The following is a 20796-nucleotide window of genomic DNA, read 5'->3' on the forward strand; positions in this document are numbered from 1 at the left end:
GGGACGCTCCGCGTCCCTTCCAGAGCTGGAACGCGGAGCGTCCCTTGAGGCATTCCCACGCGGAGCGTGGGAACGATCACAAGTCAGGCCATCTCCAGCGCCCGTTTTTCCTGCACAGGCGCCACTTCAAACCGGTCCGCCAGAAACGGCGTGATGTCCAGCGGCAACGGTTCATCGTTGATCAGCTTGTCCAGCAACACCCCGGTGATCGCCGACGTCAGCACCCCGGTGCGGAAATGCCCGCAGGCGTTGAGGTAACCGTCGACCCCGGCCATCGGCCCGAGAATCGGCAACTCGTCCGGCGAGCCCGGCCGCAATCCGGCCCAGGTACGCTTGAGGTTGATGTCCGCCAATTCCGGCAAGCAACGGACGGCGCCCTGCACCAGCCCGGCGATTTCCGGCCAGGTGGTGGTGACGTCGAAGCCTTTGTCCTCGGTGGTGCTGCCGATCAGGATTTCGCCGTTGTCCTTCTGCGCCATGTAGCAATCGCTGGTGGTCAGGCAGCCGTTGAGGATTTTCGGCAGACGTTCGGTCAGCAGGATCTGGCCTTTCACCGGTTTCACCGGAATACGGATGCCCGTGGCCCACTCGCTCAAGTCCGCTGCCCAGGCGCCGGCAGCGTTGATCAGGGTCTTGCAGTGGAACACCCCGGCTTCAGTCGTCTGCACCCCGGTCACCCGCGTGCCGTGATGCAGCACGCCGGTGATGTTGGTGTTGACGTACATGTCCACGCCATTCTGTCGGGCGCCTTCGGTGTAGGCGTCGGCCAGGCGGAACGGGCTGACCTGATGATCGCAGAGGAATTCCAGCGCCCCGCGTGCCTCGTGGCTGACGCTCGGCTCGGACTCGCGCAACGCCGCCTGATCCAGCCAGCGCACTTGATCGGCCAGGTGCGGAATGCAGCCGACGATGTGCTCGGCGTACAACCGGTCCTCATCGTCATAGATCACGAATTTGAGCCCGGTCTTTTCGAACTTGAAATCCATCCCGTGGTTGTCCTTCAGCTCGCGATGCAACGCCGGGTACAGCGCATTGGATTGTAAGGCGAAATCGAAGAACGACGGCGGCAGGATGTGCGGCGTGCTGGCGTCCACCGCCACCGCCGCACCCTGGGTTTCGCGCTTGCGGTTGGCCGACATCATGCGGAAGAAAATCACCCCGCAGCCCAGCCCCACCGACTCGCCAATCGCCCACAAGCCACCGGCCGAGGCGCGGGTCGCGTTGCCCGGACGCTTGGCGTCGATCAGCGCAACCTTGAGGCCTTTGCGTTTGGACAACTGATAGGCGATGGAGGCGCCGATCACACCGCCGCCAGCGATGACCACGTCATAGAACTTACTCATGGGAAACGGCCTCCGTGCCGAGGGACTGGAACGCGGAAAAAGGGATCGGATCGATCGGGAAACGCGGGCGCAGCCAGCCGACATCCTTGCGTCCGGTGGCCTGACGCAAGCGGTCGCTGCAATAGCCGACGCACATCCGCCCCTGACAGTCGCCCATACTTACGCGGGTGCGCATTTTCAGGCTGGCGATGTCTTGCACGCCCTGCTCCAGCGCGCGGTCGATGTCGGCGCGGGTCGCGTGTTCGCAGCGGCAGATCACCGTGTCGGCGGCTGGCAACGCGGTTTGCCCGACGCCGCGTTCGGTGTAGCGATCCACCGCAGCGCGGAAACGTACGATTGCTTTGAGTTTGCCCAGGTAACGGTCGCGACGGACGCGCGCCAGTTCCTCTTCGAGCACACCGCGTTGTAGCAGGATCGAGGTTGCCGCGATCTTGCCGGCGAGCATCGCCGCTTCGCCGCCGCGAATCCCGCCCATGTCACCGGCCAGGTGCACGTGGGGCTCGCTGCTTTGCTGCCAGATGTTGGCGTTGGCACGCAGGTAACCGTCGTCACTGAAGCCGTGATCCAGACCCATTTGCTGACTCAGTTGCGTGCGCGGGATAAAGCCGTAACCGACCGCGAGCGTCTTCGCTTCGAAGCGTTCGACGCGGCTCATGTCCGGCTCCCACGTTGCCGAGTACGGCGCCACGCTGACGCTTTTCAGTTCGCCGTCGCCGTGCGCTTCGACCACGCCCCAGCCGTAGTTCATCGGGATGCCATGCAATTTCAGATAGGCGAGCATGCTCAAGCCATCGAGGAACAGCTGCGGCTTGTTCAGCAGCGCCAGGCTCTCCTTGGCGATCTTGCCGAATGCGCAAGCCTCGTAGACCCCCGCCACACTCACGCCCGACGCGTGCAACTGGGTCGCCACCAGCGGCAACAGCGGCCCGGTGCCGGCGATCACCACCGGCCCCTGCGGTTTGACCACCCCGCTTTTGATCTGCAATTGCAGACCGCCCAGCATGATCACGCCGGGCAGCGTCCAGCCTGGAAACGGCACGCTGCGTTCGTGGCAACCGGCGGCCAGCAGCAACTGCGGGTATTCGATTTCGTGCAGACGCTCGTCGCCGTCCAGCACCACCAGCGAGCGCGTGCCTTCGGCGCCGACCACGCGATGGTTGAGGCGCACGTCGATCAGCCCGGACTGCTCCTGGAAATCACCGTGCAATTTGCCCAACGCCTCGGAATAGCGCGGCCCCAGATAATCCAGCTGCACGCCGTCACGCAGCGGCCCGCGATAGACCACGCCACCCAGGCGCGATGCTTCTTCGAGCAAGGTGCAGCGCACCCCGTGCAGGGCCAGTTCGATGGCCGCCGCCATTCCCGCCGGGCCACCCCCTACGATCACCGGATTCTGGCTCATAGCACCTCCTGCCCGTGAATGCGGTTGACCCGGGTCTCGATCAGCATGCCGTCGCGCACCACGGTCTGGCAGGCACGCCGCTTGTGCCGGCCGTTGATTTTCACCAGGCAGCACTGGCACACGCCCATGCCGCAATAGGCGCCGCTGATCTGGTTGTGATCGTTGCGCGCGACCTGGCGCACGCCGAGGGACTGAATGACGCTGAGCACGGTTTCGCCAATAGCGGCAGTGACCGGCTGGCCGTTGATGTGGACAGTCATATCCGCCTGCGCCAAAGGCTGGATATCGAAGGTTCTTTCTAGGCAGTGCATTGCGATGATCATCCGTGAAAAGTTCAGGTGAGGTTGAAACAGCTCCTTGCTGCACTACACCTCGCCGGCTCGTGGGGGTTATCGCTCTCTATCGGGCCGGCAGGCGGGTTTTGCTCGCGCAGCAGAGTGCGCGCAAGCAATGTAGTCGATCCAGCGGCAAGGGCCTGGAAATTTCACGTTAGGGGATATTGCGTTAACGGATATTGATCCAGGCCATGGAAATGACTGTACGGTTCTGCGCCTTCGGCCCCGCGCAGAAAGCAAAAAGCCGCTTCAACCCGAAGGTGGAAGCGGCCAAGGCATGTGCCTCAAGGAATCAGTGCACGAACAGGGCGATCAGGATGATGATCGGGATTGGAACGCCGAGGAAAAACAGCAGTAGTGAGCGCATGGTGATTCTCCTTGATTAACGGACTGGCGGCAGCGTGGTCGTGGTGTAGGTTTCGACTTCGACGTACTCGACCGCATCCCGGCGGCGACCGCCGAAGGTGGCCGAGAGGCTGGCGAAGAACGCACCGGCCAACAGTGCGATGAACATCCATAGCGAAGTCCAGGCAGCGACTTTGGCGGCGGTGTCGGCGGCTTGTTGCGCTTTCACTTTGGCGTCCGCGATAGCTTTCTGGGTACGGGCGTAGATTTCATCGACCCGACGTTCGGCGTCGGCCTGGGTCAGGTTGGTACGCTGAGCGACCAGTTGCGCGAGGTAGGTACGGTCTTCGGCGCTGAGCTGACCGTTGGCCAGGCTCTGGGCGAAGATCCGGGTCACGGTGCCACGGGCGGCGTCATCGCTGACGGCGGCGGGACGATCGTCGCGGAACAGGCTGTCGACGAAGTAGCCGTACTGGTCACTGTCGGTGTTGCCGGCCGCCGTGCCGGCCGCTTGCGTCATGGCACCGGCAGCGCCGCCGACAACACTCGCACCGGCCTGCACGCCACCGCTGACGATGCTGCTGACCGAGCCGACCACCAGCGTTGCGGTGACCAGAGTCGCTACACACCAGGAGAGAAAGCCATGAGCGGTGTCGCGGAAATACACCTCGTCACCGTGCATGTTGGCCCACTTCACCCGCAAGCGACCGGCGATGTAGCCGCCGAGCCCCGAAGCGATGATTTGGGTGGCCGCCAGCCAGATGATGGTGGAAATGCCCAGGCCCTTGGCGCTGACGCCCTCCCCGGCCCACGGTGAAACGGCGGAGAAGCCCAGACCGAAGCCCAGCAGCACGAGAATCAGCGACAGTGCCGCCGCAGCGGCAGCCCCTGCGAAGATCGCGCCCCAGGACACCCCCGAGACGTTGCTCGACTCTCCTTCGTAGGCAGGATAAAACCCATCAGAGGATCTATTCATTGTTGTAGTGCTCCAGGCATGAAAAATGGTGTTACAACTCGTCATCAGAGAAATTGCAGTGACCGTGCCAGTCGCCAACATTAAATAAATCGTTTGGATTCAATCAGTTAAAAAGTCTGAACTTCCCAGAACCATGCAATTTGCAACAACGGCTCGATAACAGCGGGTTTTATGCATTGGCACAAAAGCCCGGTCGTAGCGTTTATATCCGCTAAAACATGAAAGTTAATTTAAAGCGCCCGCGTAAAATCTTGGCAAAATGCTGCCATTGCGTTTGAACAGACCAGCAGGCCCACCATGACTCGCATCCTCACCATCGAAGACGACGCCGTGACCGCCCGGGAAATTGTCGCCGAATTGAGCAGCCACGGCCTCGACGTGGACTGGGTCGACAACGGCCGTGAAGGCCTGGACCGTGCCGTCAGCGGCAACTACGACCTGATCACCCTCGACCGCATGCTGCCGGAACTCGATGGCCTGGCCATCGTCACCACCCTGCGCACCATGGGCGTGGCGACGCCGATCCTGATGATCAGCGCGCTCTCTGACGTCGACGAGCGTGTGCGTGGCTTGCGCGCCGGCGGCGATGACTACCTGACCAAACCGTTCGCCACCGATGAAATGGCCGCCCGAGTCGAAGTGTTGCTGCGTCGGCAGAACAGCAACGGCGCCCAGCCGACCACGTTGCAGGTGGCGGATCTGCAACTCGATCTGATCAGCCACGAAGCCCGGCGCGCCGAGCAGGTGCTGACATTGTTGCCGACCGAGTACAAATTGCTGGAGTTCCTGATGCGCAACAGCGGCCAGATCCTGTCGCGGATGATGATTTTCGAGGAAGTCTGGGGCTATCACTTCGACCCCGGCACTAACCTGATCGATGTGCACATCGGCCGCCTGCGCAAGAAGATCGACCCGCCGGGCAATGTCCCGCTGATCCGCACGGTGCGAGGCTCGGGTTATGTCATTGCCGAACCCGTCTGACGGTTGGCGTTCTTCCAGCAGCCGACTGCTGGCGCTGTACAGTTCATTGTTCGTGGCCTGGAGCGCGATCCTCATGGGGGTCATGTACTTCGAGGTCTCCGGTTACCTCGACAACCTGGCCAAGCATTCGCTGATGCAACGTCAGCACCTGTTTTCGCACTTTCGCGGTGATCAGCTGGAAGACGCGCTCGCCGCCAGCATGACCTTCGACATTCGCGGCATCGACGCCTATGGGTTGTTTGACGCTCAGCATCGCTACCTCGGCGGCGCATTGCAGAAGATTCCTGAAGGCCTGCCGCTGGACGGCAAGATCCACATGCTCAGCGAATGCGCCGACTCCGACGACCCGACCCTGCCCACCGACAGCTGCGACGCGGTCGCCACTCCGACCCGCGACGGCCGCTGGCTGGTGTTGTTGCGTGACAACGGTTCACTGTTCGCGGTGACCAGGATCATTCTGCATGCGTTGTTCTGGGGCGTGTCGCTGACGATTGTGCCGGGGATTATCGGCTGGCACTTGCTGCGTCGCCGGCCGTTGCGGCGGATCCGGGCGATCCAGGCCAGCGCCCAGTCGATTGTCGCCGGCGACCTGACTCACCGTTTGCCGCTGTCCAATCGTCGCGATGAACTGGACATGCTCGCCGCCATCGTCAACGCCATGCTTGATCGCATCGAACGCTTGATGAACGAAGTCAAAGGTGTGTGCGACAACATCGCCCATGACTTGCGCACCCCGCTGACCCGTTTGCGCGCGCAGTTGTATCGCATGCAGCAGCAGGCCGGCGAAGGCTCGCCGGAAGCGGCGCAACTGGATCTGGTGCTGGCCGAGGCCGATACGCTGATGGCGCGGTTCCGCGGTTTATTGAGGATTTCCGAACTGGAGGATCGTCAGCGGCGCTCGGGTTTTGTCGAGCTCGATCCGGTGTTGCTGCTGCAGGAATTGCACGAGTTCTATCTGCCGCTGGCCGAAGACGACGAGCTGCGCTTCGAGCTGAACATGCCGGAAACCCTGCCGATGCTGAACGGTGATCGAGCGTTGCTGTTTGAAGCGCTGGCGAACCTGTTGAGCAACTCGATCAAGTTCACCCCGGCCGGTGGCACGGTGGTGTTGCGCGGGGTCAATGATGCGGGGCATACGCGGATCGAAGTGCACGACTCCGGGCCCGGCATTCCCGAGACCGAGCGGGAGGCGGTGTTCCAGCGTTTCTACCGCGCCGAGGGCGGGCAACTGCAGAATGGTTTTGGTCTGGGGCTGTCGATCGTCGCAGCGATCGTCAACCTGCACGGGTTCAGTCTTGAGGTGGGACGCAGTGATCTGGGCGGGGCGAAGCTGGTGCTGGATTGTCGGCAGAGCCTGATTTCACAATCTTGAGATAGATCGTTCCCACGCTCTGCGTGGGAATGCCTAAAGGGACGCTCCGCGTTCCAGCTCTGGAAGGGACGCGGAGCGTCCCGGGCTGCATTCCCACGCGGAGCGTGGGAACGATCATCAACAAACTCAGGCGGGGTAGTTGGCGCGCAGCGCCTCAAGCCCACCCTGATAGATCCCGCTGAACAGCGCCACCACTTCCTCCTCGCTCACGCCCTTGGCCGTAAACCGTCCCGACCACGTCACCTTCGCGCCCTGCCCCTGGGCTTCGACACGAATCGTCGCCAGATAATCGGTGGCCGGAAACGGTGCCTGCAGAATCGAATAGCTGTAGGTTTTGCCCGCGTTATCGAACGTCTCAAGACGCTCGACCACCACTGCGCCGTCAGCGGTTTGCAAAGTGCGCACACGCCCGCCTTCGCTCAGTTCGCTGTTGGGAATGAACGGCAGCCAGTCCGGCAAGGTGTTGAAGCCGCCAATCAATTGCCAGACCTGTTCGGCCGAAGCCGGGATGTCGATGGTTGCTGATGCTGTTGCCATAAATAAAAAGTCTCTCTCGATGAATTCAGATAGTCAGGCTGTCGACCACGCCGCCGTCGACCCGCAACGCGGCGCCGGTGGTGGCCGAAGACAGCGGTGAAGCGATGTAGGTGACCAGGTGCGCGACCTCTTCGACATCCGCCACGCGCTGGATGATCGAGCTCGGACGGGCCCGGCGCACAAAGGCGTCGGCTTCGTCACGCAGGCTGCGGCCAGACTCGGCGGCAGCATCCTTGAGCATTTCCTCGACACCGTCGGTGAAGGTCGGCCCGGGCAAAATCGCATTAACCGTAACCCCGGTGCCAGCCAGACGTTTAGCCAGGCCATGGGACACCGCAAGGTTGGCGCTTTTGGTCACGCCATAGTTGATCATGTCGGCCGGGGTGGCCACGCCGGATTCCGAAGACAGGAAGATCACCCGGCCCCAGCCCTGCTCGACCATCGCCGGCACGTAATGCCGCGACAGGCGCACACCGGAGATCACGTTGATTTCATAGAAGCGCGTCCACTCATCGTCCGGCGCGTCGAAGAAATCCACGGCGTTGTAGATGCCGAGGTTGTTCACCAGGATGTCGGCTTTCGGTTCGGCGGCGAACAGTTTCTGCGCGCCTTCGGCCGTGCCCAGATCCGCCGTCAGACCGCGCAGTTGCGCGCCCGGCACCTTGTCGCGAATGCTTGCCAGCGCCTGTTCGACCTTGGCCGCGTCCCGACCGATCACCACCACCGTGGCGCCCGCCTCGGCCAGCGACTGGCTGATGCCCAAACCGATGCCCGCCGTGCTGCCGCTGACAATCGCCAGTTTTCCGCTCAGATCGATCTTCATGCTTTCACCTCGTCGATGGGTAATGGTGCACGTTCGGACACCAGTTTCGCTTCACGCATGGCCTGCCAGAAACCGGCCGGAATGACCGCCGACAGCGCCGCCACATCTTCAGCGATGCGCCCCGGTTTGCTCGCGCCGGGAATCACGGCCGCCACGGCCGGATTGGCCAGCGAGAATTGTAGTGCAGCCGCTTTGACATCGACGCCGTGGGCTGCGGCGATGCGTTTGATCTGCTCGACCCTGGCAACGATTTCAGGACTGGCTTTCTGGTATTCGAAGTGCGCACCGCCGGCCAGGATCCCCGAGCTGTAGGGACCGCCGACCACGATTTCTACGTTCTGCGCCCGCGCCGAATCCATCAAACGCTGCAAGGCGCGGTCGTGATCGAGCAAGGTGTAGCGGCCGGCCAGCAGAAAGCCGTCAGGCTGCGCCTCGGTCAGGTCCAGCGTCAACTCGCACGGCTCGACCTTGTTCACGCCCAGGCCCCAGCCCTGGATCACGCCTTCTTCACGCAGACGCGTCAGGACTTTGAAGGCGCCGGTACGGGCCTGATTGAAGTACTCGAGCCATTGATCGCCGTAGAAATCCTGAGCGATATCGTGGACCCAGACGATGTCGAGGCGATCGGTTTTCAGACGTTTGAGGCTGTCTTCGATCGAGCGCGAGGTGGCGTCAGCGCTGTAGTCGTTGACGATCTTGTTCGGGCGGCCGTGTTCGAACACCCCGCTTTTCTCGCCCAGATCCCGCGCGGCGGCGTCTTCGACTTCATCGAGAATCACCCGGCCGACCTTGGTGCTGAGCACATAGTCGTCGCGCTTGTAGCGGGACAGTGCTTCGCCGAGGCGGATTTCCGAGAGGCCCGAACCGTAGAACGGCGCGGTGTCGAAGTAACGCACGCCGGCATCCCATGCCGCGTGCACGGTGGCTTGCGCTTCGTCTTCAGGAATGGCGCGGAACATGTTGCCCAGCGGCGCGGTGCCGAAGCCGAGTTGGCCGGGGAGTTTGTCTTTCAAGCTCATGATGCTGTCCTCGTAAGTCGTGGTCGGTGTTGACCGTTGAGCAGATCCTAGATTGCGCCACTCAGACCGTCCAAGACATAATCCGCAGCACTTGAGTCCCTGAAGGTCTGACATGATCGACATCCGCCAATTGCGCTACTTCGTCGCCGTCGCCGAGGAAGAACACGTCGGCCGCGCCGCCGAGCGCCTGCACATTTCCCAGTCGCCCCTCAGCCGGCAGATCGCCCAGCTCGAAGAGCGCCTGGGCCTGACTCTGTTCGAACGCAGCCAGCAACGCATCCGCCTGACCCGCGACGGCCAGACCTTTCTCGCCGAAACCCGCGCCCTGCTGACCCACGCCAACCGCTTGGAATCCCTCGGCAAACGCCTGGGCCGTGGCGAAGAAGGTGGCCTGTGCATCGGCTACATCGAGAACGCGATGCACGCCGGGGTCTTGCCCAATGCCTTGCGCGTGCTGCGGGTCGACCGGCCGAACGTGCATGTCGCGCTGTACAACCTCAGCTCCGCCGAACAACTCGAAGGCCTGCGTCAGCGTAGTCTCGATATCGCACTGGTCAGCGAACCACCGACGACCGACGATCCGGATCTACTGGGCTTTCAAGTGCTGGACGACCCGATGCTGTTGGCGCTGCCCGAACATCACCCGTTGGCGACGCAGGCTTCGCTAACCCCGGACCATCTGGCCGATCAGGAATGGATTGGCGTGCAACCGCGCCAAGGGGCCGACGATGAGTTCGTCAGCGCCTGCATCCGCGCAGGTTTCACGCCGGATGTGCGGATGCAGGCCACCGAGCCGTTTACCGCGTTGGGGTTGGTCGCCTCGGGACTGGGGATCGCGATGATCCAGAAAGGCCTGAGCCATAACGCACCGCCGGGCGTGGTGCTGCGGGAAGTGCCGTGGCTGGCGTTCACCACGCCGTTGTGGGCGGCTTGGCACCGAGTCAATTTACGGCCGTTGGTGGAGACGTTTCGTAAAGTGTTGACCGGGTCCGATATCTCCGGCGCCTGAAAATCCGCAGGCCGTTGATCCTCCATACGCCGTTGCCACCGGCTAAACGCCGGGGATCGTGCCGGGATCTACACTGAACGGAACAGCTGTGAGGTGCCTATGAAAATGTCTGCGCAAATGACCGTGGTCGCCGTGCTCGCCACCCTCGCCTATCTGGGCCTGGCGATGTGGGGCATCGGTGGCGTGGCGGTGTTTTTTTCTCACGGGGCGTTGGTCGTGGTGGCACTGGCCACGCTCGCCATGGTGGTGGCGTCGTTGTTCACGGAAGTGAATCTGAGTACCGGCGAACGCGAGGACCGGGCCAATCGCTGGGTGATTCCGGCGTTTGCCGTGATCGGACTGGTCAGTGCCTTTCTGCCGGCTTACTGCGACCGCATCGGTTTCTGGACCATCGGCCGCGAAGGTACCCGTTGGCTGGGCGCGTTGCTGTTTATCGTTGGTGGTGGATTGCGCTTGTGGCCGGTGTTTGTGCTCGGCCATCGGTTCAGCGGGCTGGTGGCGATTCAGCCGGGGCACCGACTAGTCACCGAAGGAATTTACCGGCATCTGCGCAACCCCAGTTATCTGGGGCTGGTGATCAATGCGATCGGTTGGGCGCTGGCGTTCCGTTCGGTGGTCGGCCTGTTGCTGGCGGCGCTGACGCTGATTCCGCTGATCGCCCGCATCCACTCCGAAGAGGCCCTGCTGCGCACGCAGTTCGGCGCCGAATACGACGCTTATTGCGCCCGCAGCTGGCGATTGCTGCCCGGGGTTTATTGAGGTTGCAGGCGCAGCTGGCCGTCGCTGTCGATGCTCAGCGCAATGTCGCGGTAACTGGCGATGGTCGCGTGGGCGGTTTCAAGCGGATGCTGGTGAGTCGTGGTGATGATCATCAACGGCGCACCCGCGGCTTCAGCGGCCTCGATGCCGACGGTGGCGTCTTCGAAAATCAGGCAGTCCGCCGGTTCCAGGCCCAGACGTCTGGCCGCCAGACGATAACCGGCCGGATCCGGTTTGCCAGCGGTCACATCTTCAGCGGTCACCATCACCGCCGGCTCCGGAATCCCCGCCGCCGCCATCCGCCGCAACGCCAGATCCCGTGGCGCCGAGGTCACCATGGCCCAGCGATCCGCCGGCAACGACTTGAGAAACGCAGCCGCGCCGGGGATCTCGACGATGCCTTCGACGTCTTCGATTTCCGCCTTGGTGATGAACGCCGCTTGCGCCTCGGCGTCCACGCCCGGCAGGTTCAAACGCGTGATGGTGTCGATGGCGCGCACGCCATGGATGGTCGGCAGGAACGTTTCGACATTCACCCCGTGGCGCACGGCCCAAGCGGACCAGATCCGCTCGGCGGCGGCGATGGAGTTGAGGACGGTGCCGTCCATGTCGAACAGGAACGCGCCGAACGCGCGGTTGAAAACAGCATCGTGAGCAGACAAAAGATCACTTCCTCGCAAGGGGCCGGGCAACGATGCCCGGCAATGTAGCACCTGCAGGACGCTTCAGTGCAGACGCGGCGCCTTGGATTTGAACGCACCGTCAACACAGTCGAGCAACTGGCCGATGGCCCACGGCTTCTTGATGAACGCCACCGGATGCTTCACGCCTGAGGTTTCCGGTGTTTCATAACCGGACATGACCATCACCGGTTTGTCCGGCCAGCGCTCGCCGACCAGATTGGCCAGGTCCGCGCCGTTAAGCGTGCCGGGCATGGTGATGTCGGTGAGCAGCAGCGCCACTTCCGGCGCATGCTCCTCCAGATAGACCGAAGCCGCATCGGCGCTGGTCTGCGGCTCGACCTTGAAACCTTCCTCCTGAAGAATTTCGCACAGAAACTCCAGAATCAACGGATCGTCCTCGACTACCAGAATCAATCCGCCAGGAAGGTGCGCGCTCGACGTCGAAATTGGACACATGAACTGGCACTCCCTGAATTGCATGAACGATTTAGCGGCTTGAGTCCGCTGCTTATCAGGTATGAGCAGCACCTTCTACAGAAATTCATTTTTGATACAGGTCTTTTCGATAACACTCGGTTGATGGGCAGTCGCCGGTACGAAATTGCGGTTAAAATGCGCGCCCTTTTGCTGGCCGATCCCGATTGATGAACCCTCAAGCCCTCGCCGTTCTCCATGCCCACCTGCTCACCGCGCTGACGTCGGCACCGGTCGAAACCCGGCGCCTGTTCCATGGGCGCGGGCGTTGCTGGCCGGGACTGGAGCAAGTCACCGTGGACTGGCTGCAAGGCGTGGTGCTGGTGTCGCTGTTCAAGGAGCCCGAGGCTTCGCAGCTGGACGACCTCAAGCGTCTGTTGCTGGAGATCAGCGGTTCAGCGCCATGGCAGCAGTCGGGTGCCCACACCCTGCTGATTCAGCACCGTTACCTGCCGCAGAGCACTGCCGAATGGCTGCTGGGGGAAGAGATCGATGAGATGACCATCGTCGAGGGCGGGCTGAGATACCGCGTGGATCTGGGCCGCAAGCAGAACGCCGGGCTGTTCCTCGACATGCGCTACGGGCGCAACTGGGTGCGCGAACAAGCGGCGGGCAAACGGGTGCTGAACCTGTTCGCCTACACCTGCGGTTTTTCGGTGGCGGCTATCGAGGGCGGCGCCAGCCATGTGGTCAACCTCGACATGTCCCGCGCCGCGCTGAGCCGGGGCCGCGACAATCACCGGCTGAACGGGCACGACCTGAGCAAGGTAAGTTTTCTCGGCCACGACCTGTTCAAATCCTGGGGCAAGGTCATCAACAGCGGCCCGTACGATCTGGTGATCATCGACCCGCCGTCGTTCCAGAAAGGCAGTTTTCTGCTGACCAAGGATTACCAGCGCGTGCTGCGTCGTCTGCCGGAATTGCTGACTGCCCAAGGCAGCGTGCTGGCCTGCATGAACGACCCTTCGTTTGGTTCGGACTTCCTGATCGACGGCGTGACCCAGGAAGCACCGAGCCTGCGCTTCGAGCAGCGGCTGGAAAATCCGCCGGAGTTTCCGGATATCGACCCTGAGAGTGGTCTGAAGGCGCTAGTCTTCAAGCGCACTGAATAACTTTCTCGCCGGTTTCAGCGGAACAGTCCGAGGCCAATTTCGCGCGCCGCCCGCAACTGCATCGCCGGATCGCTCGACTCGGACTCCACCAATAACGCCGAGCTCGTCACCGTCGCCCCGCAGTAATCGAAAACGCCGTGATCGATCTGTATCTTCATCGCTGCGCCGTAGCCGTGGCGTTCGTAAGTGCGCGCATCCGCTCCACCGAGTGCAACCAGGTGCACGCGAAGTCGTCCGAGCTTCTTCAGGGTCTTATCGCCGTCGAAATCGTACGCCCAGCCATTGCTGAACACCCGGTCGATCCAGCCTTTGAGCATTGCCGGCATCGACCACCAGAACACCGGATAGACCAGCACCAGCGCGTCAGCACGGTCGATGCGTGCGTGCTCGGCCAGCACGTCCGCCGGTGGCGCGGATTCGCGGTGATGCACCGCCCAGTCGGCCACACCAAAGCGCGGATCGAATGCCTCGGCGTGCAGGTCGGCGATTTCGAAGGTGTTGGAGGGATCGCTTTCCGACAGGCCTTTGGCGATCTGTTGCGCCAACCCGTGGGTCAGCGAACGTGGATCATCGTGATCAACAACAATCAATGCGTGCATGGGGAAATCTCCGGTTGGTGATTGCTGACCAAGGGCTTATCCTCTCGATAAGCTACACTTAGTAAGTTACCTTCAGTAAGTTACGTTTGGTATATAAGCAATGTCAACCAATGAAACTCCGGAACCCGCACAACCTCGTCGCCGCCTGTCCCGGGAAGACCGCCAGCGCCAGTTGCTCGACGTGGCCTGGCAGCTGATTCGCGAAGAAGGCACCGATGCCCTGACCCTCGGCTATCTGGCGGAAAAGGCCGGTGTGACCAAACCGGTGGTCTACGACCACTTCACCACCCGCGCCGGTCTGCTCGCGGCGCTGTATCAGGATTTCGACCGGCGCCAGACGGCCCTGATGGACGCGGCGCTGGCCAATGCCGAAGCGACTTTGACCGGCACCGCGACGGTGATTGCCACGGCGTATGTCGATTGCGTGCTGACTCAGGGCAACGAGATTCCGGGGGTAATTGCGGCTCTGGCGAGCACGCCGGAACTGGAGAAGATCAAGCGCGAATACGAGGCGATTTTCCTGGAGAAGTGCCGCCGCGTGCTCTCGCCTTTCGCTGACGGCGCAGAGATCAGCCAGGCGGGATTACGCGCCATGCTTGGTGCGGCCGAAGCCCTGTCGCAAGCAGCCACCACCGATGAAATCAGCGCCGAACAGGCCCGTGACGAGCTGTTGGCAACCATCATTGCGATGGTCGAAAGAGCCGCTGCCCGCGCCCTCAAAGCAGGTGACTGACGGTACTTGAGCGCACCACCTCAGCTTCCTACGATGGAACTACGCAGTCGCTTGGTCCGCCAAGCCGTTGCGTAGGTGCGGGTGCTCTGAACCCCAATCAAGCCCGCACCTGGCTTCATGCGCATCTTGAGCCTCGCGGGCTCTACTTCCTCCCCATCAAAGAGTCTTGAGGCTCTTTTTTTGTCTCTGAAAATCAGCGTTCGGGTTCGCGGCGGATCGAACGCCAAGTGGCCTGGGCCAGCAATTCGCGATACGCCTTCGGACTGCCTTGCACTCGCCCGGACAGCCACGCGCGGCAATAGCTGTCGGCCTGACCGACGATCAGCGACGGCAGCAGCTCCGCCGGGTACTCGTTGAGTTCAGCCGCGCGCCCAGACTCGGCCAGCCAAGTGCGCAGACTCAGATTGCGGGTCTTGTTGCGCTCGGCCAGCTCATCCTTGTGCGGGCCACGGGTCACGGCATAGCGCGCGTGATACTGGAACCGCGCCCATTCCGGCTGGTTCTCGACCCAATCCACGTAGCTGTAGACCAGCGCCTGAACGCCCTCTTCGGTGGTCGTCGCGTCGGCCAGATAGGCGTCGCGCAGGCGCGCCTGATCCTCCAGCGCGGTGAAGAACAACGCGGCCACCAGCCCTTCCTTGTTGCCGAAATGGTGGTAGATCGCCCCGACACTGGTGTCGCACTCGGCACGGATCATTTCGATGGTGGTGGCCTCAATGCCCTGCTCGTTGAACAGGCGCAGGGCTTTGCGAAAGATGTCGCGCTTGAGTTCGGCGCGGCGGCCGGGGTAGCTGCGTTCGAGGAGATCTGCGGTGTCCATGGGCCTTGAAAATCCAAGTAAAGGGCACGTCTGTGCCGGTGATCGAAACACGCACAGGTTGACAGATTTCCCGCGAACAGAATACCGTTCCGTTACAGAACAATATTCTGTAACGGAACATGATTCTGTAAATCCCCTAACCGCGAGGCTTCACCCATGAGTCAGTTTCTCAGCATGTTCAACAGTGTCGGTTCCCAGGCGTTCAGCCAGATGGCCTGCCAGGTCGCGCCGTACTTCAGCACCATCAATCCGCTAGTCACCGAGTTACGGGCAGGTTCCGCGCAGGTGCAAGTGCCGTTTCGCCGCGAGATCACCAACCACCTCGGCACCGTGCATGCCATCGCCTTATGCAATGCCGCCGAACTGGCAGCCGGGATGATGACCGACGTGTCGATTCCCGCCGGCGCGCGCTGGATTCCCAAGGGCATGACCGTCGAATACCTGGTCAAGGCCAAGACCGACGTGACCGCCGTGGCCAATGGTGAAGGGCTGGACTGGCAGACCGAAGGCGACAAGATCGTGCCGGTGGATGTCCACGATGCCGAAGGCAAGAAAGTGTTTACAGCGCGGATCACCATGAACGTGAAACTGTCCTGAAATCACCGGCACAAAAAAGCCCTTGCTGCGCAGATCGCAACAAGGGCTTTTGTCGTTTCAGAGAGAAAGAATCAGTGAACGGTCAGGCGCTGACGAACAAATTCTTCAGTGCGGCGAGTGACCTGATCCAGATGCCGGTCGCGCTGTTTCTCGGCATCGAGCATCGCCCGCTTGCCGTGCTTTTGCAGCAAGTAGGTGTGGATCTGCTGCACTTCCAGCGAACGGTAGATCGGTGTGGTGTCGATGAAACCGCGCAGCCCGTTGCTGCGGTAATGCCGGGTGCTCATCAGCACCTGCGTTTCGAGCTGGCCCAGCACCTCGAAACCCAGCGCCTCGAAATACGGCACCTTGCCGACGCTGCAGGTCAGCTCGGCATGGGGGTAACGCGCCACCATGTCCGTGATCAACGAACGGGCCACGCCCTGACGCCGATGCCCCTCGCGCACCGCCAGGTAGGCCACGTTGCAAGCCTCCCAATCGCCCTGCACCGGCAGGTACAACAGGAAGCCGACCACCTGCTCCGGATCATCGTCGTCGGTGGCGACCAGCAGTTCCACCTCGGTGCCCTTCTCGCCGTTCAACGCCTCCAGATACAGATGCACCTCGTAGCCCACCGCGTACTGATAGACGTTGTACAGCAGATTGCTCGGGCCCAGCCCGACGGCACTGATGTCGGTGAGATAGTCGACCACCATTTGCAGGATCTGACTGTTGACGCCTTCGGGGCAAGGGGACTTGTAATGGGTGATGCGGGGCATGGCGGGCGGACTCCAACGGTAAAACACAAGTTGCCGGGCGGGTTGAGCGACCGGCGAACCGCGACATCATACCCTGTGCAAGCCTGACAAAAATTTCATCTGCCCGAGAACGGATCTTTCGCCGATTTGGCGTCCAATTTTTCAGCTGCGTTCATTTTCCGACGCAGGCCTTGAGGAGTTGCCATGAACGTTCTGCGTTGCGCGAAAACCATGAAATGCTTGCTCGCTGCCGCGCTGGTGGCGATCACCCTGTCGGGCTGTGTCGTCGAACCGGTTCGCCCGCATCGGCCACCACCGATCGTCGAAGTGGTTCCGGTCATGCCTGCGCAGGGTTATCACTGGGTTGCCGGGCATTACCGCTGGGCCGGCAACCAATGGCGCTGGATGCCAGGGCATTGGCGAGCGTACTGAGGCCAGTCACTGCGCGGGGGCAACGACCTTGAACTTGATGTCGATATCCTTCGATACCACGGTGTCCGCCCACTCCCCCGCGCCGAGGCCGAACTCGTCGCGCTTGAGCACCAGTTCGCCGTCAAAGATGCCGATGCTGCTGTCGGGTTTAAGTTGCACCGGCACCTGCACCGCACGGGTGATGCCTTTGAGGGTCAGGTGACCGTCGACCAGATAACGGTTGGCGCCGGCCGGGCTGAAGCGGGTCGACTGGAACACCGCCACCGGATACTGCCCGGTGTCGAACCACGCCGGTTTCACCAACTCGGTGTTGGCGTCTTCACTGCCGGCGTCGATGCTGGTGAGGTCGATGTGCAGCGTGGTGCGGGCACTGGCGAGGTTGTTGGTGTCGAAATCCAGCGTCGCGTCAAACTTGCCGAAGGTGCCGTACATCTGCGAGCCCATCTGGCTGTAAGTGAAACTGATCTGGCTGGCGGTGGTGTTGACCCGGGTGTACTCCACCGCACCCGCAGCAGGGATGAAGGTCAGGCAAGACGCGGCCGCCAACAACAATCGAATCGACATGCAATGCTCCGGTGCCCGATGGGCCTCGAATGACTTAAGCAAACATCCGTCACTTGCGCCAGCCCCGCCAATGGCGACCCTAAACGCTTCGTCACACCAGCCGCTCGATCTTCTGATGCTTCCAGACCCGTGTGTAATACAGCGTCTGCAACACCAGCATCCCCAGATACGCGATCGGAAACGCCATCCACACACCCTGCAGACCAAACTGCCCGTCCAGCCAGTAGGCCGCCGGCAACTGCACACCGAGCACGCAGATGATCGCCACGCCCACCGGCACCAGTACCGTGCCGCTGGCGCGCATGATGCCGCCGATGATCGCCTGGAAACCGAAGATCAACAGGCTCCACAACATGATGTGCAACAGATGCTCGGCCATCGCCCGGGTCGAATCTTCGGTCAGGAACAACCCCAGCAACCAGTGCGACAACAGGTAACCCGACAGGATCAAGCCACCGGTCAGGCACACGTTGATCCACAGCCCGGTGCGCAGGATCGAGCCCATTCGCTCCAACCGCCCGGCACCGATCGCCTGGGCGCCGAGGATCGACGCGGTGATCGCAATCGACAGCGCCGGGAACTGCACGTAGTTGACGATCTGCGTCACCGCGCCATAGGCCGCTGTCGCCTGCGAGCCATGCTGGTTGACCAGCGCCAGGATCACCAGCTCCGACAGCGACAGCACAATCATCTGCACCCCGGTCGGCAGGCCGATGCGCAATACCTTGCCGAGAATCGCGCCGTCCAGTCGCAGCGCCGCGAAAAACTCGCGATCCGGCGCCAGGGGATGGCCCTTGCGAATCAGGCGCCATGACAGCCACGCCAACGACGTCAGCGTACCGACCAGACCCGCAATTGCCGCGCTCTGAATGCCCAGTTGCGGCAAGCCGATCCAGCCGCGAATGAACGCTGGTGTCAGCGCCAGCCCGACAACGGTCGACAGCAGCAGCGCCAGCATCGGCGACAGCGTATCGCTCACCCCACGCAACAACTGGGTGAACAGCACGTACACCAACACAACCGGCAAGGTCCACATCATCACCCGCGCATAGGCCACCGCATCATCCAGCACATCCGCCGGCGTGCCCAAACCCTGCAAGGCCTGACGCGCAAACACACTGCCCAGCACCGCCGCCACCAGCCCGATCAATACCCCCAGCAGCAAAGTCGCCCCGGCAATCGCCTTGACCATGTGCGACTCACGCGCGCCCCACGCCTGACCGATCAACACCCCTGCCCCGGCGCCCAGGCCGATGACCAGCGCGATGAAGAAAAAGATGATCGGAAACATGCCGGACACCGCCGCCAGCGCCTGCGTGCCGAGCATCTGGCCGATGTAAATGCTGTTGACCGTGCCCGACATCGATTGCAGGAAGTTCGACAGCACCATCGGGGCCAGGAACAGCAGGTAGGTTTTCCAGAGGGCCGAATGGGCGGGGGTTTGCATTGAGGGTCCGTCTCGGGTGGGAGCTGATGACAGAGTCTAAGGTATGCAATGCCGTTCAGGTCGTACCGGTTTGCATTAAAACTTCGTAATCTGCACCTCGACCAATGTGCATAGCCTCCCCATCACGACAGGAAGTGAACCCCTCCCATGCGCCATTCCTCGTTTCTTCTGAGCTGCACCTTATTGACTGTTCTGGCGACGACTGCCCACGCCGCTCCCGCCCCCTCGCCCGAGGTGGTGCAAGGATTGGTGAACACATTGAACGAACGCCTGAACATCGGCGACCTCGTCGCCCTGACCAAATGGGACAGCGGCAAACCGATCCAGGACAGTCCTCGTGAAGCACAGGTCATCGACAACGCCCGCAAGCTGGCCGCCGAACGCAAGCTCGATCCGGAAGACGTCGCGCAGTTGATCGCCGCACAGATGGAGGCCAACAAACTGGTGCAGTACGGTTTGCTCGCACAGTGGCAGGCAGCCGGTGCCGCGCCAGACACGCCGCGCCCGGATCTGGGCAGGCAGATTCGCCCGCGCCTGGATGAATTGCAAACCCGACTGTTGCAGCAATACGCCGACTTCGCGCCCTACCGCCACGACCCGAACTGCCCGGCGTGGCTGGCCAAGGCTCGCGCCGGTCTGACCCGCGATGCGCTGCATGATCTGGCCCTGACCCGCGCCACCGGAGAGCTGTGCATTCGGCCGCTGGCGCCCTAGAACAAGGGTTCCGGCATTCATTGCTGGCGTCGATAGTCACCATCAGCTCAATGAAGTTCTCATAAAAAATCCGCGGCGTAACATCGGCTCCATACCCAACAAACAACACCCCTGGAGCACACGATCATGAAACGCCAAATCCTTCTCGGCATCGCTTTCTCGGTTCTTGCAGTCAACGCTTTTGCAGCCAAACCCGCCCACACCATGATCGCCGAAGGCGGTTCGGATCGGTTGATTGAAAGTCGCTTGGCTGAGGGTGGTTCGGATCGTTTGATCGAACGTCGCGTTGCTGAAGGTGGTGCTGATCGTCTGATCGAACGCCGCGTTGCCGAAGGTGGCGCTGATCGTCTGCAAGAACGCCGCGTTGCCGAAGGTGGCGCTGATCGTCTGCAAGAACGCCGCGTTGCCGAAGGTGGCGCTGATCGTCTGCAAGAACGCCGTGTAGCTGAAGGTGGCGCTGATCGTCTGCAAGAACGCCGCGTTGCTGAAGGTGGCGCTGATCGCCTGCAAGAACGTCGCGTTGCCGAAGGTGGCTCGGATCGTCTGTTGGAACGCCGCGTAGCGTAACTCCGCTGTTTTACCGCAACACAAAGAAAAGCCCGGCCTGATCAGCCGGGCTTTTTCACGTCCAACTGGTGCTTATTGCACGGTTTTCAGCTTGACCACGTCACCGGAGACCTTGGTGGTGTAGCCGCTCAGGACCCATGCCCAGAACCAGTTTTCCTGAATCTGAGTGTTGATCATGGCATCGCCGCCCTTGGCCTTGATCGCGGCATCCTGTGCACGGACGAAACGGCTGTTCTGACGGATCGGGATCACGCCGAACAGCATCAGGCCGGTGGCGCTGGCTTCGCTGTGGCCAATCACGGTGTATTGGCTGCTGTCGTAATGTCTGGTGTTCATCGGGGTGCCGGTGCAACCTGCCAGAACCACACCGAACAGTGCGGCGGCGACTACTTTGCTGAGGTATTTCACTGCGAGAC

General features: G+C 61.9%; 26 protein-coding genes. 11 read left to right on the plus strand and 15 right to left on the minus strand.

Features of this window, described 5'->3' with window-relative positions; genetic code table 11:
* Positions 1-83 precede the first annotated feature (83 nt).
* From hcnC to hcnA, 3 genes are read right to left on the minus strand one after another with little or no spacing between them, the layout of a single operon-like run.
* On the minus strand, positions 84-1343 hold the full coding sequence (gene hcnC / locus AWU82_RS22770) for a cyanide-forming glycine dehydrogenase subunit HcnC (RefSeq protein WP_064380589.1): 1260 nt from the start codon (positions 1341-1343) through the stop codon (positions 84-86).
* Entirely contained in the window at positions 1336-2745 is a 1410-nt protein-coding gene (hcnB, locus tag AWU82_RS22775) for a cyanide-forming glycine dehydrogenase subunit HcnB (RefSeq protein WP_064380590.1), read from the minus strand. Before hcnB ends, hcnC begins: the two co-directional genes overlap by 8 nt.
* Entirely contained in the window at positions 2742-3056 is a 315-nt protein-coding gene (gene hcnA / locus AWU82_RS22780) for a cyanide-forming glycine dehydrogenase subunit HcnA (protein ID WP_064384070.1), read from the minus strand. Before hcnA ends, hcnB begins: the two co-directional genes overlap by 4 nt.
* A 215-nt stretch (positions 3057-3271) precedes the next feature.
* Between hcnA and AWU82_RS22785 the strand changes: the two genes are divergently transcribed.
* A complete protein-coding gene (locus AWU82_RS22785; RefSeq protein WP_064380593.1) occupies positions 3272-3466 on the plus strand; it encodes a hypothetical protein in 195 nt (64 codons plus the stop codon).
* On the opposite strand, the gene AWU82_RS22790 is transcribed toward AWU82_RS22785, so the two are convergent.
* Positions 3463-4401, minus strand: a complete 939-nt coding sequence (locus AWU82_RS22790; RefSeq protein WP_064380595.1) for a hypothetical protein — start codon at positions 4399-4401, stop codon at positions 3463-3465. The genes AWU82_RS22785 and AWU82_RS22790 overlap by 4 nt on opposite strands.
* A gap of 297 nt (positions 4402-4698) precedes the next feature.
* Between AWU82_RS22790 and AWU82_RS22795 the strand changes: the two genes are divergently transcribed.
* Together AWU82_RS22795 and AWU82_RS22800 are read left to right on the plus strand one after the other, a co-directional pair.
* Positions 4699-5382, plus strand: coding sequence for a response regulator transcription factor (locus AWU82_RS22795; protein ID WP_007952956.1), 684 nt, complete (start codon positions 4699-4701; stop codon positions 5380-5382).
* The gene (locus AWU82_RS22800) at positions 5360-6754 is read left to right on the plus strand and encodes a sensor histidine kinase (RefSeq protein WP_064380598.1); all 1395 of its coding nucleotides are present in this window, start codon (positions 5360-5362) and stop codon (positions 6752-6754) included. The genes AWU82_RS22795 and AWU82_RS22800 overlap by 23 nt, the downstream gene beginning before the upstream one ends.
* Positions 6755-6880: 126 nt before the next feature.
* Here the strand turns inward: AWU82_RS22800 and AWU82_RS22805 are convergent, their stop codons facing one another.
* Genes AWU82_RS22805 through AWU82_RS22815 form a run of 3 tightly spaced genes read right to left on the minus strand, consistent with a single transcriptional unit; the run spans position 6881 to position 9133 of the window.
* Positions 6881-7291, minus strand: a complete 411-nt coding sequence (locus AWU82_RS22805; RefSeq protein ID WP_064380600.1) for an SRPBCC family protein — start codon at positions 7289-7291, stop codon at positions 6881-6883.
* Positions 7292-7316: 25 nt separating this feature from the next.
* Positions 7317-8114, minus strand: coding sequence for an SDR family NAD(P)-dependent oxidoreductase (locus AWU82_RS22810; RefSeq protein WP_007952959.1), 798 nt, complete (start codon positions 8112-8114; stop codon positions 7317-7319).
* Positions 8111-9133, minus strand: a complete 1023-nt coding sequence (locus AWU82_RS22815; protein WP_064380602.1) for an aldo/keto reductase — start codon at positions 9131-9133, stop codon at positions 8111-8113. Before AWU82_RS22815 ends, AWU82_RS22810 begins: the two co-directional genes overlap by 4 nt.
* Positions 9134-9245: 112 nt before the next feature.
* Between AWU82_RS22815 and AWU82_RS22820 the strand changes: the two genes are divergently transcribed.
* Together AWU82_RS22820 and AWU82_RS22825 are read left to right on the plus strand one after the other, a co-directional pair.
* Complete coding sequence (locus AWU82_RS22820; RefSeq protein ID WP_064380605.1) at positions 9246-10142, plus strand: LysR substrate-binding domain-containing protein; 897 nt, start codon at positions 9246-9248, stop codon at positions 10140-10142.
* 99 nt (positions 10143-10241) lie between these two features.
* Entirely contained in the window at positions 10242-10901 is a 660-nt protein-coding gene (locus AWU82_RS22825; protein WP_064380607.1) for a methyltransferase family protein, read from the plus strand.
* Here AWU82_RS22825 and AWU82_RS22830 read toward each other — a convergent pair.
* Together AWU82_RS22830 and AWU82_RS22835 are read right to left on the minus strand one after the other, a co-directional pair.
* A complete protein-coding gene (locus AWU82_RS22830; protein WP_064380608.1) occupies positions 10895-11563 on the minus strand; it encodes an HAD-IA family hydrolase in 669 nt (222 codons plus the stop codon). The genes AWU82_RS22825 and AWU82_RS22830 overlap by 7 nt on opposite strands.
* Before the next feature lie 63 nt (positions 11564-11626).
* The gene (locus AWU82_RS22835; RefSeq protein ID WP_011334891.1) at positions 11627-12040 is read right to left on the minus strand and encodes a response regulator; all 414 of its coding nucleotides are present in this window, start codon (positions 12038-12040) and stop codon (positions 11627-11629) included.
* 188 nt (positions 12041-12228) lie between these two features.
* Between AWU82_RS22835 and AWU82_RS22840 the strand changes: the two genes are divergently transcribed.
* Positions 12229-13170, plus strand: coding sequence for a class I SAM-dependent methyltransferase (locus AWU82_RS22840; RefSeq protein WP_064380611.1), 942 nt, complete (start codon positions 12229-12231; stop codon positions 13168-13170).
* Positions 13171-13184: 14 nt separating this feature from the next.
* Here the strand turns inward: AWU82_RS22840 and AWU82_RS22845 are convergent, their stop codons facing one another.
* On the minus strand, positions 13185-13769 hold the full coding sequence (locus AWU82_RS22845) for an NAD(P)H-dependent oxidoreductase (RefSeq protein ID WP_064380613.1): 585 nt from the start codon (positions 13767-13769) through the stop codon (positions 13185-13187).
* 100 nt (positions 13770-13869) lie between these two features.
* Here AWU82_RS22845 and AWU82_RS22850 point away from each other — a divergent pair, with 100 nt between their 5' ends.
* Positions 13870-14502: a TetR/AcrR family transcriptional regulator gene (locus tag AWU82_RS22850; protein WP_064380616.1), complete on the plus strand. Its 633-nt coding sequence runs from the start codon at positions 13870-13872 to the stop codon at positions 14500-14502.
* 193 nt (positions 14503-14695) lie between these two features.
* On the opposite strand, the gene AWU82_RS22855 is transcribed toward AWU82_RS22850, so the two are convergent.
* On the minus strand, positions 14696-15322 hold the full coding sequence (locus tag AWU82_RS22855) for a TetR/AcrR family transcriptional regulator (protein WP_064380617.1): 627 nt from the start codon (positions 15320-15322) through the stop codon (positions 14696-14698).
* A gap of 156 nt (positions 15323-15478) precedes the next feature.
* Here AWU82_RS22855 and AWU82_RS22860 point away from each other — a divergent pair, with 156 nt between their 5' ends.
* A complete protein-coding gene (locus tag AWU82_RS22860; RefSeq protein WP_064380619.1) occupies positions 15479-15919 on the plus strand; it encodes a hotdog fold domain-containing protein in 441 nt (146 codons plus the stop codon).
* A gap of 71 nt (positions 15920-15990) precedes the next feature.
* Here AWU82_RS22860 and AWU82_RS22865 read toward each other — a convergent pair whose 3' ends face one another.
* Positions 15991-16677, minus strand: a complete 687-nt coding sequence (locus AWU82_RS22865) for a GNAT family N-acetyltransferase (RefSeq protein WP_064380620.1) — start codon at positions 16675-16677, stop codon at positions 15991-15993.
* 183 nt (positions 16678-16860) lie between these two features.
* On the opposite strand from AWU82_RS22865, the gene AWU82_RS22870 reads away from it, so the two are divergent.
* Positions 16861-17088 (plus strand): YXWGXW repeat-containing protein, encoded by a 228-nt coding sequence (locus AWU82_RS22870; RefSeq protein ID WP_064380622.1) that lies wholly within the window; start codon positions 16861-16863, stop codon positions 17086-17088.
* A gap of 6 nt (positions 17089-17094) precedes the next feature.
* Here AWU82_RS22870 and AWU82_RS22875 read toward each other — a convergent pair whose 3' ends face one another.
* On the minus strand, positions 17095-17652 hold the full coding sequence (locus tag AWU82_RS22875; protein ID WP_064380624.1) for a YceI family protein: 558 nt from the start codon (positions 17650-17652) through the stop codon (positions 17095-17097).
* Positions 17653-17743: 91 nt separating this feature from the next.
* Positions 17744-19099, minus strand: coding sequence for an MATE family efflux transporter (locus AWU82_RS22880; RefSeq protein WP_064380626.1), 1356 nt, complete (start codon positions 19097-19099; stop codon positions 17744-17746).
* A 147-nt stretch (positions 19100-19246) separates the two neighbouring features.
* Here AWU82_RS22880 and AWU82_RS22885 point away from each other — a divergent pair, with 147 nt between their 5' ends.
* A complete protein-coding gene (locus AWU82_RS22885; protein WP_064380628.1) occupies positions 19247-19813 on the plus strand; it encodes a chorismate mutase in 567 nt (188 codons plus the stop codon).
* A 126-nt stretch (positions 19814-19939) separates the two neighbouring features.
* The gene (locus AWU82_RS29415; RefSeq protein ID WP_084776934.1) at positions 19940-20380 is read left to right on the plus strand and encodes a phage infection protein; all 441 of its coding nucleotides are present in this window, start codon (positions 19940-19942) and stop codon (positions 20378-20380) included.
* 72 nt (positions 20381-20452) lie between these two features.
* Here AWU82_RS29415 and AWU82_RS22895 read toward each other — a convergent pair whose 3' ends face one another.
* The gene (locus AWU82_RS22895; RefSeq protein WP_064380631.1) at positions 20453-20788 is read right to left on the minus strand and encodes a hypothetical protein; all 336 of its coding nucleotides are present in this window, start codon (positions 20786-20788) and stop codon (positions 20453-20455) included.
* Positions 20789-20796 lie beyond the last annotated feature (8 nt).

The sequence above is a fragment of the Pseudomonas glycinae genome (assembly GCF_001594225.2).
In the GTDB taxonomy this organism is placed as follows: Bacteria; Pseudomonadota; Gammaproteobacteria; order Pseudomonadales; family Pseudomonadaceae; genus Aquipseudomonas; species Aquipseudomonas glycinae.